We start from the raw sequence: 12,420 nt of genomic DNA on the forward strand, positions 1-12,420 counted from the left end.
GGCGCGGCCGATAACCGATTGACCGCACCGGCGGCCGCCGCCCATGATCCCCGCATGGACGCACGATTGCTCAACGTGGTGGACGTCGAGGCCACCTGCTGGGACGGCCGGGTGCCGCCCGGGGAGGTCAACGAGATCATCGAGATCGGGCTGACCGTCGTCGACCTCGAAGCCCTCGAACGCGTCGGGCGGCACCGGATCCTGGTGCGGCCGGGGCGCTCGACCGTCAGCCCGTTCTGCACCGAGCTGACCGGGCTGACGCAGTGGGAGGTCGACACCGGCCTGCCGTTCGCCGACGCCTGCGCGCTGCTCGCCGACGAGCACGGCGCGGGCGAGCGGGCCTGGGCCAGCTGGGGCGACTACGACCGCAAGCAGTTCACCCGCCAGTGCCGCGACAACGGGGTGACGTACCCCTTCGGCTTCGGCGAGCGGCACACCAATGCCAAGGCGGTCTTCGCCGACGCGTACGGGCTGCGCAAGCGCCCCGGCATGGCGAAGGCCCTGGAGCTGGCCGGGCTGCCCCTTGAGGGGCGTCACCACCGGGGCGAGGACGACGCGTGGAACATCGCGGCTCTGGTCCTCGGCCTGGTCCGGGCGGACGTCTGGCCGCAGGCCACCGAGGCCTGAGGTCGGAGAAGGTCCGCCGCTCCCGGGTGCCTTCCCAGGAGCGGCGGAACGCGGCTACAGGTACATCGTGTTGGGCGCCAGCCCGCACAGCACGCGGCCGTAGAGCTCGGTGTTGGTCGACGAGTGCATCAGGGCGTGCAGGCTCAGCGCGTGGAGGTCCCGCACGGTGCGCTGGAGCGCGCCCGTGAGGTACAGGGAGCCGCCGCCGCTCGCGTCGCCGAGGGTGCGGGCGGTGCGGGTGGCGCGGTCGAAGACGCGGCCGAGGTAGGCGCGGGCGTGCACCCGCTCCTCGACCGTCCACGGCTCGCCAGCCGCGCCCTTGGCGTCGACCAGGGCGGCCAGCCGCGCGGCGTGGCCCTCGGCCTCCTCGATCTGCAGCGCCGCCTCCGCCACCTGGAGGTGGGTGACGGCGGCCTCGCGCCGGGACCCGTACTCGGTGTAGGTGATCTTCTTGTCGAGCTGCTCCAGGTACGTCGCGAGCGCCGACTTGGCGAGGCCGATCGCGGTGCCGGTGAAGGTCGTGCAGCCGGTGGCGATGAGCGGGGCGCGGTAGAGCGCCGACTCCGGGTTGAGCTTGGAGGCGGACTGCTCCTGGAGCACGAGGGCGAGCGGCAGCAGGCGGTCCTGCGGCACGAACACGTCCTCGGCGACGGTGGTGACGCTCCCGGTGCCGCGCAGGCCCGTGGTGTCCCAGTCGTCGACGATCGTCAGGTCGGAGAGCGGGATCAGCGCCATCAGCGGCCACTGCGACTGCCCGTCCGGCGTCGGTCCCATCGCGAGGGCGACCTGCCACCCGCTGTGGTGCGCGCCGCTGATGAACTGCCAGGCACCGTTCACGACGGCGCCGTCGGCGGCCGGGACGGCGGAGGCGCTCGGGCTGAGCACGCCGCACACCCGGACGTCCCCGGCGGACGCGCCGAACACCTCGTCCTGGACGTGGTCGGGGAACTGGCAGGCCATCCAGGCCGAGATCGACCACGCGGAGACGTTCCACGCCGCCGAGCCGTCGCCCTTGGCGAGTTCGGTCATCACCTCGACGAAGGTCGCGGCGTCGGTCTCGTAGCCGCCGTAGCGGGCCGGCACCCGCATCCTGAACAGGCCGGCGTCGGTGAGCGCCGCCAGGGACTCCTCGTGCAGCCGCCGGTGCTCGTCCCCCCACGGGGCGTTGGCGCGCAGGACGGGGGCGACTTCGGCCGCGCGGCGGACCAGCTCCGCGCGGGCCGGTGCGTTCGCGTTCACCGGTGCGTTCGCGTTCATGGGGCTCCTTCGAGGTGGTCAGGAAGCGGGCGTCAGGCGGATGGGCAGCGTGGCGGTGCCGTTGAGCAGGAAGGTGCCCTGCGGCTGGACCTCCTCGGCCGGGACGGCGAGGGCCAGGTCGGGGAAGCGCTCGAAGAGCGCGGGCAGCCCGATCGCGGCCTCCATGCGGGCCAGCGGCGCGCCGAGGCAGTGGTGGACGCCGTAGCCGAAGGACAGGTGCTCCTTGTCGGGGCGGGTGATGTCGAAGCGGTCGGCGTCCTCGCCGTGCCGGCCGCGGTCGCGCCCGGAGGCGGCGAAGCCGATCAGCACCGGGTCGCCCTTGGGGATCCGCACGCCCGCGAGCTCCACCTCCTCGGTGGTGAAGCGGAACGGCAGCTGGGCGATCGGGGACTCGACCCGCAGGGTCTCCTCGATGACGTCCCGCCACGGCACCTTCCCGTCGCGGACCAGCGCGAACTGCTCGGGGTGGGTGAGCAGCGCGACGACGGCCTTGCTGAGCAGGTTGGTGGTCGTCTCGGAGCCGGCGCCGAGCATCAGGTGCAGGGTGCCGGCGAGTTCGGACTGGTTGAGGCGGGAGCCGTTGTCCCGGGCCTCGATGAGCATGCTCAGGAGGTCGTCGTCCGGCTCCTTGCGCTTCATCTCGATGAGTTCGTACATCGCGTTGTGCCAGGACTCGACGTTGGCGACGGCTTCCTCGTGGTTGATCGTCGTCTCGGTGTTGACCTCGCCGCCGCGCATCACGTCGCGGCGCATGTGCTCGGGGACGCCGAAGAGTTCGCAGATCACCTTGGTGGGCAGCGGGTAGGCGTAGCGGTCCTTGAGGTCGACGACCTCGCCGGGCGCGGCGGTGGCGAGGTCGTCGAGGAGCTCGCGGACGATGCGCTCGACGCGCGGGCGCATGGCCTCGGTGCGGCGCATGGTGAAGGCCTTGGCGGTGAGGTTGCGCAGCCGGGCGTGGGCGGCGCCGTCGCTGGTGGTCATGTTGTCCATGAGCACCCAGCCGATCAGCGGGAAGTCGTCGCTGATCTCGCCGTTGACGAAGGCGGGCCAGTGCTCGTGGGCGTTCTTGGCGAAGCGTTCGTCGTTGAGCACCTGGCGGACGGTGTCGTAGCCGACGACCGACCAGGCGCGGACGTCGCCGGGCAGGGTCACCTGCGCCACCGGGCCCTGCGCGCGCAGGCGTTCGGCCTCGGCGTGGACGTCCCGGCCGGTGGGGTCGAGCACGATGGGCTCGGGGTGGGCTGTCACGGGGAACCTCCGGTAGTTCCGTGTGCGGGTTGGTCGGGCGGGACACACCTGGCAGGACGCACCTGGCAGGACACGCGTCAGGACTTGGGACGCGGCCGGAACACCCGGGTGACCACCGAGGGCCGCATGAGCGCCTGGGGCGGGTCGACCAGGCCGGCCGCGCGCAGGAACGCGGTGGAGAGGGTGGCGTCGTGGGCGGCGGCGGCCTGCAGGCGCGGCATGTAGAGGTTGGCCATCCGCACGGCGAGCGTGCGCCGGCCCCGGACCTCGGGGAAGCCGAGGTCGCCGCCGACGGCCATGTCCCAGGGCGCGTCGATGACGGCCGCGAGGTCGCGGAAGTAGTCGCGCGGGCGGGGCGGGACGCCGCGCTCCAGGTGGCCGCGGAGCACGGTGGCGCCGATCGCGGCGACGGTCATGCCCTGGGCGTAGATGGGGTTGAACACGCAGGCGGCGTCGCCGATCGCGAGCAGGCCGTCGGGCAGGCGCTCGACGCGCTCGTAGCGGTGGCGCACGTTCGCGGGGAAGTGCATGGAGACCGGCTCGGTGATCATCCGGGCGTGTTCGACGGCCGCGTGGATCTCGGGGACGGGCATCGTCTTCGCGAAGGCGAGGAAGCCCTCGGGGTCGGTGGGCGGGCGCTCGCCGAGCAGGCCGTAGAGGGCGAGGGCGTAGCGGTCGTGCAGGCGCACCAGCGTGGCGCCGCGCGGCCGGCCGGGGCCGGCGACGCAGACCAGGCCGGCGCCGTCGCCGATCGGGTCGACGGGCAGCGGGGCGGCGAACTCGGCGGTGGTGTAGGTGAGGTCGATCTTCACGCGCTCCTGCGGCACCTGCGGGTAGCCGAGTTCGCGGAGCCAGAGCGGGGTGCGCGAGCCGCGGCCGGTGGCGTCGACGACGAGGTCGGCGGCGAGGACCTCCTCGGCGCCGTCGAGGGGCTGGACGCGCACGCCGGTGACGCGGGCGCGGTCCGGCGAGGAGTCGAGGCCGTTGATGTCGCAGCGGTCGAGGAGGCGGACGTTGGAGAGGGCGAGGACGCGCTCGCGCACCCGGGCCTCCAGCAGCGGGCGCTCGGCGGAGACGCAGATCAGCCCGGTCTCGGCCTTGCGGATCGGGCGGCCGGCGAAGTACCAGGTGAGTCCGGTGCCGAAGTCGCAGACGGGGACGCCGAGTTCGGCGAGCTCCTTGGTGAGGCCGGGGAACAGTTCCTCCAGCACCTGCTGGCCGCGGGCGAGCAGGCCGTGGACGTGCCGGCCCTGCGGCGCGCTGCGGCGCGGGGCGGCGGAGGACGTGAGCGTGTCCCGGTCCACCACCGTGACGCTGCGGTAGGCGTCGGCCAGCAGGCGGGCGGCGAGCAGCCCGGCCACGCTGGCGCCCAGCACCACGGCCCGGTCGCCGATTCGAGTAGCCACCGTGCTCCCCTCTTTGGAACGTCCGACGGCGGAAGGAACGGAAGAAGCGGAAGGAGCGAAGGAGCGGAACGAGCGAAGGAGCGGAACGAGCGAAGGAGCGAAGGAGCGAAGGAGCGGAAGAAAGCGAACGAGAGCGCACATCCGGAGAAACGGGAATGGGCGGTGCGCGCCGAAGCAGCGTGCCCGGCCGACGGCACCATCATTGACGGCCCGCGAATGCGCCTCTACTTCCAGATTGCTCTGTCGCCCGGCGGTGCCCCGGTGATCCCTGTTTAGCGCCGGAGCGCGCTGGTAGCGTCCCCGGGCGGCAGGGACGAAGGGGCGGCGTGCCGCCCGCCGAATTGAGGAGGCCCGGAAATGCAGCCGTTCCGAATCGCCGTTCCGCAGGAGGACCTGGACGACCTCGACCGCCGCCTGGCCGCGGTGCGCTGGCCGGCCGAGGTGCCCGGGGCGGGCTGGGCCCGCGGGGTGCCGCTGGAGTACCTGAAGGAGCTCACCGAGTACTGGCGCACGGAGTTCGACTGGCGGGCCGCGGAGGAGCGGCTGAACCGCTTCCCGCAGTTCCGCACCGAGATCGACGGCGCCACCGTGCACTTCCTGCACGTGCGCTCCCCCGAGCCGGACGCCACGCCGCTGATCCTCACCCACGGCTGGCCCGGGTCGGTCGCCGAGTACCTGGACGTCATCGAGCTGCTGACGGACCCTCGCAGCCACGGCGGCGACCCGGCGGACGCGTTCCACGTCGTCATACCGGCCCCGCCCGGCTTCGGCTTCTCCGGTCCCGCCCCCGAGGCCGGCTGGGACGTGCCGCGGATCGCGCGGGCCTGGACGGAGCTGATGCGCCGGCTCGGCTACGGCCGCTACCTCGCCCACGGCGGCGACCTCGGCGTGTGGATCTCGCTGACCGCCGCCGCGCTCGACCCCGAGCACCTCGCGGGCGCGCACGTGACGTTCCTGCTGACCCCGCCCACCGGCCCGGAGGACCTGGAGGGCCTCGACGAGGCGGACCAAGCGCGGCTCGCCTACCTGGCCGCCTTCGAGACCACCGGCCGGGCCGGCTACATGAAGATCCAGAGCACCCGCCCGCAGACCCTCGCCTACGGCCTCACCGACTCCCCGGTCGGCCAACTGGCCTGGATCGCCGAGAAGTTCCGGGACTGGACGAGCGGCGACTCGATCAGCCGGGACCAGCTCCTGACCACCGTCTCGCTCTACTGGCTGACGGCGACGGCCGGTTCGTCCGCGCAGCTGTACTACGAGATGGCCGACATGCTCCCCGACGCCGCCCGCCAACCCGTCGCCGGGCCGCCGCAGCCGGTGCCGCTCGCCGTCGCCGCCTTCGCACACGACGGGAGCCTGCCGGTCCGGCGGATCGCCGAGCGGCGCTTCCCGAACATCGTCCAGTGGAGCGAGTTCGCCGAGGGCGGGCACTTCCCCGCCCTGGAGGTGCCCGAGCTCCTCGCGGGCGACCTGCGCTCCTTCGCCCGCGCCGTCCGGGCCCACGAGGCCGCCGCCGAGCAGCCGAAGCAGGACCCCGCAGAAATCGACTGAAGATTTTTCGCCGCCGTCGTCCAAACCGCGGTCCTCCCGTTCGTCGAGGTGTCGAACCGCACTCCGACAGCCGAGCCGAGGAGACGACGTGCCGCACACCGAGGACGCAGCGCCGGTCCCGCCCGCCGGGAACTCCGGGGACGGGACCGGCCGCCACCCCCTCTCCAGCCAGCAGGAGCACTGGCACGCCAACGCGGGCTCCGGCTCGTTCGGGCCCCGGTTCACGGTGTCCAAGGCCCTGCGCATCACCGGGCCCGTCGACGTGGCCGCGCTCCAGGGCGCGCTGGACGACGTGGTGGTGCGGCACGAGGTGCTGCGCACGGTGATCGTGCGCGACGCCGAGCCGCCGTACCAGCAGGTGCGCCCGGCCACCCGGGTGCCGCTGCACGTGCGGGACCTGCCGGTGGCCTGGGCGCGGCGCGACGCGGCGGCGCAGCAGTTGCTCGCCGAGGCCGAGTCGACGGCGCTGCCCGTCGAACGGCTGCCGCTGCTGCGGGCGTTCCTCACCCGCTTCGACGAGCGGGACGCGGTGCTCGGCCTGGTCAGCCACCACACGGCGTGCGACGGCTGGGCGCTCCAGCTGATCCACCGCGACCTCGCCGCGTGCTACGCCGCCCGGACGGCGGGCCGCGAGCCGGGCCTGCCGGCGCTGCGCCAGTACGGCGAGTACACGCGGTGGCAGGCGGAGAACCAGTCCGGCGACGCGGCGGCCGAGAACCTCGCGTACTGGCGCAAGCGGCTGGACGGCGCGCCGTTCTTCACCCTGCCGACCGACCGCCCGATCCCGCCCGAGCACACCGAGCTGTACGTCGCGCGCCCCTTCCGCTTCGACGCGGCGACGACGGACGCGGTGGCGGCGCTCGCCAAGGCCGCCCGCTGCTCGCGCTTCATGGTGATGCTGGGGGCGTTCGCCGTGCTGGCGAGCCGGATCTCCGGGGCGGACGACCCGGTCGTCAACACGATCGTGCACGGGCGGGGCCGGCCCGAGTACCAGGACACCGTGGGCCCGTTCCTCAACTTCCTGGCGCTGCGCACCGACCTCGCGGACGCGGGCACGATCCGCGAGCTCCTCCTGGCCGTGCGCACCACCTGCCTGGAGGCGTACCGGCACGAGGTGCCGATCCACTGGGTCGAGCAGGCCGTGCCGTCGCTGATGGCGCCGATGGCCGACCCGCGCAACTGCGACTTCATCTTCGGCTTCTCCGAGACGCTGGCCGCCCCGGCCGGGGGCGCGGACCCGTTCCTGTTCTCCGAGGGGACCGTGCCGGTCGCCAAGGGCGAGAGCGCCAGCGAGCAGATCCCGGGCGGCGCCGCCTGGAACATGGGCGTCGCGCCGTCGGGGGAGATCAGCGGGATGGTCCAGTACAACCCCGAGGAGTTCGACGAGGAGACGGTGGCCGGCTGGGTGGCCGCGTACCGGCGGATCGTGCTCGCCGTCCTCGCCGATCCGGAGCGCGACTGGCGCACCCTCTGACCGACGGCCGCAGACCGAGGTACCTCACACGAGAGGTGTTTCCCATGACGTCCTATACGCTCGAACCGCTGGGCCCCGTCTTCGGCGCCCGCATCACCGGCATCGACCTGCGCGAGGAGGTCGGCCGGGAGACCGCCGACCGGATCCTCGACGACCTCGTCCGCCACCGCGTCCTCGTCCTGCCGGACCAGGACCTGAGCCACGCCGACCACGTCCGCTTCAGCCGGCTGTTCGGCCCGCTGGACGTCTACCCCGTCGCCCGGTACGTCGTGCCGGATCACCCCGAGGTCCTGAAGATCAGCAACATCTTCGAGGACGGCGAGCCGATCGGCCTCTACGACGGGGACGACCAGGAGGAGTGGCACACCGACTACTCCTGGCGCGAGGTCATGAGCCGTGCCTCGCTGCTGTACTCGGCGATCGCCCCGGAGGAGGGCGGCGACACGATCTTCGCGGACAGCACGACGGCCTACGACGAGCTGCCCGCGGAGGTCCGGGAGCGGATCGGCGGTCTGCAGGCCGTCCACTCCATGGCGCACCTCGTCGACCAGGAGCTCCTCACCAACCCGCACAAGAAGCCGCTCTCCGCCGAGGAGCGCGAGCGCACCCCGGACGTGGCGCAGCCGATCGTGCGCCGCCACCCGGTGACCGGCCGCAGCTCGCTCCTGCTCGGGAGCATGATCATCAGCGGCGTCGTGGGGCTCGGCGAGAAGGAGGGCGCCGAGCTGCTGGACGACCTGCACGCGCACGCCACCAAGGACCGCTACCTGTACCGCCACCGCTGGAACGTCGGCGACCTGGTCATCTGGGACAACGACGCGACCATGCACACCCGCACCCCGTGCGACAGCCGCTACCACCACCGGCTGCTCTACCGCACCACCGTGATGTGACGGCCCGTCCGCCGTCGAAAAGCCGTACGCCCGTTCCGCCCGATCCGTGCGGGCACAACCCTGCGTGAACGAACCGCAACCGCATTCTGGAAGATGCGGTCAGGCCGACCTGCCCCGGGATAATTCCCGGGGAGGGAAAACCCAGGAGGAATGCATGTCCGGGGCCATTTCTGAGAGCATCGCGCCGCCGCGCACCGGGACCGGCACGAAAGGCCGGTCCGGTGCGGAAAGCCAGTCCGGCGCGGAGGAGCACGCCGGCGCGGAAATCGCCGCCGCTTTTCCGGCGGCCGGCACCGAGCCGGACACCGCCGTCCGCCTCGCCCTGATGGAGCGGCTGCACCGTCACTACACCGGCTACCTCGGCGGCGCCGAAACGTTCCTGTCGGTGCCGCGCCTCAACGCCGACCCCGTCATCGCCGCCACCGAGGACGCCTGGCTGCGCTGGGAGGACGGGCGGGTGGACGAGGCGCTGCTGCCGCGCACCGCCGAGGGCCTCGCCGACTGGTTCGCCGACCTGCGCTCCCGGCACGTCCAGCCCGCCTTCTGCCGCTACCTCGCCGACGAGGCCACGATCGAGGAGATCGCGCTGTTCTTCCTCGCCGAGGAGCTGGTCGACAGCCGCTTCGACGACCTCGTCGCCCTCGCCCAGCTCGGCGCGACCGGCACCAGCAAGCTCACCATGGCCGAGAACTACTGGGACGAAATGGGCGAGGGCAAGCTGGAGCAGATGCACACCCGGCTGTTCGAGCACTCGGCCACGTACATGCGCGCCCGGCTCGAACTCAGCGGCGTCGACGTCTCCGGCCTCGGCGGCATGGAGGTGTTCGAGAACGCCAACCTGGTCCTCATGTACGGCGTCCACCGGCACCTGACGCCCCGCCTGCTGGCCGCGATGGGGCTCATGGAGTACACCGCACCGGTGCGCTTCCAGGCGATGGTCGACGGCTGCGCGCGCCTCGGCGTGCCGGACGACGTCATCCTCTACCAGCGCATCCACGTCCACGTGGACGCCGACCACGGCGCCGAGTGGCTGGAGAACGTGCTCACCCCGCTGGCCCACCACTCCCCCGAGGTGCTGCGCGAGATCGGCATGGGCGCGCTCACCCGCGAGCGCGTGGCCAACGCGTACTACACCCGGGTCTGGCAGCAGATGCGGGCGCTGCGGTGAGGGTCGCCCCGTGAAGCCCGAGGAGTTCTACCACGACGGCAGCCGCGACCTCCAACGCCGCTTCGGCAGCAAGCAGTTGGCCGACCACCTGGCACACAGGTACGTGCTGGACGAACTGGAGGAGGGGCACGCCGAGTGGATCCGCGGGGCCGACGCCGTGTACGTCGCGACGATCGACCCCGACGGCTTCCCCGAGTGCTCCTACAAGGGCGGCCTGCCGGGCTTCGTCCGCGTGCCGGACCTGCGGACGCTGGAGATCCCCAGCTACGACGGCAACGGCATGTACCGCACGCTCGGCAACGCCGCCGCCGTGCGGCGCGTGGGCCTGCTCTTCCTCTTCCCGGCCCTGCGCGCCAAGCTGCGGGTCAACGGCACCTGCGAGGTGCTGACCGACCGTGACGCGCTGCACCCGCACCACGGCGCCGAGGCCGTGCTACGGGTCGGCGTGACCGCGGTGTTCGAGAACTGCCCGCGCTACCTGCACGACCCGGTGACCGGCGAGCACTCCAAGCACTGCCCGCGCCCCGGCCACCGCCCGCCCGACCCCGACTGGAAGCTCAAGCCCGAGTACGACGGGCTGCTGCCGGCGCCCCGCTCAGAACAGATCGAAGACCGGATCCAGGAGTCGAACCGATGAACCGACCGAGCCGACGCACCGTCGTCGACCTCTCCCACCCGATCGAAGCCGGCATGACCACCTACCCCGGCCTGCCCGGGCCGGTCATCTCCGACCACATGTCCCGCGCCGACTCCCGGCCCCGCTACACCCCGGGCACCGAGTTCCAGATCGGGCGGATCGAGATGGTCGCCAACACCGGCACCTACCTCGACACCCCGTTCCACCGCTACCCGGACGGCGCCGACCTCTCCGGCCTGGACCTCGCACTGCTCGCCGACGTCCCGGGCGTCCTGGTCGACGCGACCGGCGCCGGCCGGGCCGTCGGGCCCGAGCTGCTGGAGCAGCACGAGGTCGCCGGGCGGGCCGTGCTGGTGCGCACCGGCTGGGACCGGCACTGGGGGACGGAGAAGTACGGCGACCCCGAACACCCCTTCCTCACCGTCGACGCCGTGCACTGGCTGATCGCCGAGGGCGCCGCCCTGGTCGGCATCGACTCGGTCAACATCGACGACATGGCGGACCTCGACCGCCCCGCCCACACCGGCCTGCTCGGCGCCGGGATCCCGATCGTCGAGCACCTCGGCGGCCTGGACCGGCTCCCCGCGAGCGGCTTCCGCCTCCACGCCGCCCCGCCGCCGGTGGTCGGCATGGGCAGCTTCCCGATCCGCGCCTACGCCGTCCTGGACTGACCCTCGCGGGTTGTCCATCCGCCGCCGGCCCGTTCGTCGACTTCCCAGAAGGAGCCGCCGGAAGGAGCCGCCGGAGGGATCCCCGCAGTGGATCCCGGACACCGGCGGCGGCGGACGACCCCGAGCGAGGAGACGGACCATGAAGTACCTGCTGCTGATCTGCGCCGACCAGGACGCCGAGGTCACCCCCGAGGACGACGCGGGCATGGCGGTCGGCACCGCCGACTGGGTGACCGAGATGGACGGGCGCGGCGTGCGGCTGGACGGCAACCGGCTGCGCCCGGCCGGGGACGCCACCTCGGTGCGCGTGCGCGGCGGCGAGGTCGTCGTCGACGACGGCCCGTTCGCCGACGCCGAGGGCCGGATCGCCGGCTACGACGTCATCGAGTGCGCCGACCTGGACGAGGCGATCGAGGTGGCCGGCAAGCACCCGGTGGCCCGCTTCGGCACCATCGACGTCCGCCCGGTCTGGTAGCGCGCCGCGCCGTCCGGACCGGTCCGGTAGCACGCCGCACCGTCCGGACCGACCCGGCCCGGCCCGGCGGCACGGCCGCGGCACGCATCCGAACCGAACGAGAAAGGCCTGAGCAATGACGCACGACACGGCCGGCACGGCCGCCGCACCGCTCGCCCCCGAACTCGTCGCGCGGTACCACCGGGACGGCTACGTGCTCCTGCCGCCCGGCTCGCTGGCCGGGGACCTCCTCGACGTGGCGCTCGACGAGCTCCCGTCGATCCTCGCCGCGGACGACCCCGGGCGGGTCCTGGAGCGCGACGGGCGGACCGTCCGCTCGGTCTACGGCCTGCACCGCACGAACCCCGCGATCGCCGCGCTCACCCGCCGGCCGGCGCTGCTCGGCGCCGTCCGCGGCCTGCTCGACGACGACGTGTACGTGCACCAGTCGAAGGTGAACATCAAGGCGCCGTTCGCCGGTGACCAGTGGGAGTGGCACCAGGACTACGTCTACTGGCTCACCGGCGACGGCATCCGCCGGCCCGACCTGGTCAACGTCGCCGTGTTCCTGGACGAAGTGACGGAGTTCAACGGGCCGCTCACCTTCGTGCCCGGCTCGCACACCGCCGGGCTGCTCGCCAGCAGCGACGCGGACGGCATGCCGCTCGGCTACGAGGACGCGCCGGCCTGGGTGGCCACGCTCACCGCCGACGAGAAGTTCCGGGTGCGCCACTCCGTCATCGAGGAACTCGCCCGCGCCAACGGGCTGGTGAGCCCCAAGGGGCCCGCCGGGTCGGTGCTGGTGTTCCACCCGAACATCCTGCACTGCTCGGCGGCGAACATCTCGCCGTTCCGCCGCTCGATGCTGATGTTCGTCTACAACAGCGTCGCCAACCGTCCCGAGGTCACCGGTCTGCGGCCGGACTTCCTCGCCGACCCGGAGCCGGTCGCGCTCCAGCCGATCTGACGATCCACCGGAAACAGGTCCTTCGAGTCACGGCGCAGTGGGGGGAACCATGCGGGACGCGCACGAG

The 12,420-nt window shown here is 72.8% G+C and carries 12 protein-coding genes; 9 read left to right on the top strand and 3 right to left on the bottom strand.

Annotated features, from left to right (window positions below; genetic code table 11):
• Positions 1–54 precede the first annotated feature (54 nt).
• Positions 55–627, top strand: coding sequence for an exonuclease domain-containing protein (locus tag ACFVU9_RS20135; protein ID WP_380446670.1), 573 nt, complete (start codon positions 55–57; stop codon positions 625–627).
• Positions 628–681: 54 nt separating this feature from the next.
• On the opposite strand, the gene ACFVU9_RS20140 is transcribed toward ACFVU9_RS20135, so the two are convergent.
• From ACFVU9_RS20140 to ACFVU9_RS20150, 3 genes are all read right to left on the bottom strand, one after another.
• A complete protein-coding gene (locus ACFVU9_RS20140) occupies positions 682–1,884 on the bottom strand; it encodes an acyl-CoA dehydrogenase family protein (RefSeq protein ID WP_380492605.1) in 1,203 nt (400 codons plus the stop codon).
• 18 nt (positions 1,885–1,902) lie between these two features.
• Positions 1,903–3,132, bottom strand: a complete 1,230-nt coding sequence (locus ACFVU9_RS20145) for a cytochrome P450 (RefSeq protein ID WP_380492603.1) — start codon at positions 3,130–3,132, stop codon at positions 1,903–1,905.
• Between the two features lie 77 nt (positions 3,133–3,209).
• Positions 3,210–4,538 carry an FAD-dependent oxidoreductase gene (locus ACFVU9_RS20150; protein ID WP_387595004.1) on the bottom strand — a complete coding sequence of 443 codons (1,329 nt, stop codon included), beginning with the start codon at positions 4,536–4,538 and terminating at the stop codon, positions 3,210–3,212.
• A gap of 357 nt (positions 4,539–4,895) precedes the next feature.
• On the opposite strand from ACFVU9_RS20150, the gene ACFVU9_RS20155 reads away from it, so the two are divergent.
• The 8 genes from ACFVU9_RS20155 to ACFVU9_RS20190 all read left to right on the top strand — a co-directional run bounded on the left by ACFVU9_RS20155 (position 4,896) and on the right by ACFVU9_RS20190 (position 12,353).
• Positions 4,896–6,089 (top strand): epoxide hydrolase family protein, encoded by a 1,194-nt coding sequence (locus ACFVU9_RS20155; RefSeq protein WP_387595006.1) that lies wholly within the window; start codon positions 4,896–4,898, stop codon positions 6,087–6,089.
• An 88-nt stretch (positions 6,090–6,177) separates the two neighbouring features.
• Positions 6,178–7,563 carry a condensation domain-containing protein gene (locus tag ACFVU9_RS20160; RefSeq protein ID WP_387595008.1) on the top strand — a complete coding sequence of 462 codons (1,386 nt, stop codon included), beginning with the start codon at positions 6,178–6,180 and terminating at the stop codon, positions 7,561–7,563.
• Positions 7,564–7,607: 44 nt separating this feature from the next.
• Positions 7,608–8,456 (top strand): TauD/TfdA dioxygenase family protein, encoded by an 849-nt coding sequence (locus tag ACFVU9_RS20165; RefSeq protein ID WP_380492595.1) that lies wholly within the window; start codon positions 7,608–7,610, stop codon positions 8,454–8,456.
• Positions 8,457–8,610: 154 nt separating this feature from the next.
• A complete protein-coding gene (locus ACFVU9_RS20170) occupies positions 8,611–9,624 on the top strand; it encodes an iron-containing redox enzyme family protein (RefSeq protein ID WP_387595011.1) in 1,014 nt (337 codons plus the stop codon).
• Between the two features lie 10 nt (positions 9,625–9,634).
• Positions 9,635–10,261 (top strand): pyridoxamine 5'-phosphate oxidase family protein, encoded by a 627-nt coding sequence (locus ACFVU9_RS20175; RefSeq protein ID WP_387595014.1) that lies wholly within the window; start codon positions 9,635–9,637, stop codon positions 10,259–10,261.
• Complete coding sequence (locus tag ACFVU9_RS20180) at positions 10,258–10,932, top strand: cyclase family protein (protein WP_380446646.1); 675 nt, start codon at positions 10,258–10,260, stop codon at positions 10,930–10,932. Before ACFVU9_RS20175 ends, ACFVU9_RS20180 begins: the two co-directional genes overlap by 4 nt.
• A gap of 139 nt (positions 10,933–11,071) precedes the next feature.
• Positions 11,072–11,407, top strand: a complete 336-nt coding sequence (locus ACFVU9_RS20185; RefSeq protein ID WP_329927846.1) for a YciI family protein — start codon at positions 11,072–11,074, stop codon at positions 11,405–11,407.
• Positions 11,408–11,522: 115 nt separating this feature from the next.
• On the top strand, positions 11,523–12,353 hold the full coding sequence (locus tag ACFVU9_RS20190) for a phytanoyl-CoA dioxygenase family protein (RefSeq protein WP_380446643.1): 831 nt from the start codon (positions 11,523–11,525) through the stop codon (positions 12,351–12,353).
• Positions 12,354–12,420 lie beyond the last annotated feature (67 nt).

It is taken from the genome of Kitasatospora sp. NPDC057936 (genome assembly GCF_042887525.1).
In the GTDB taxonomy this organism is placed as follows: domain Bacteria; phylum Actinomycetota; class Actinomycetes; order Streptomycetales; family Streptomycetaceae; genus Kitasatospora.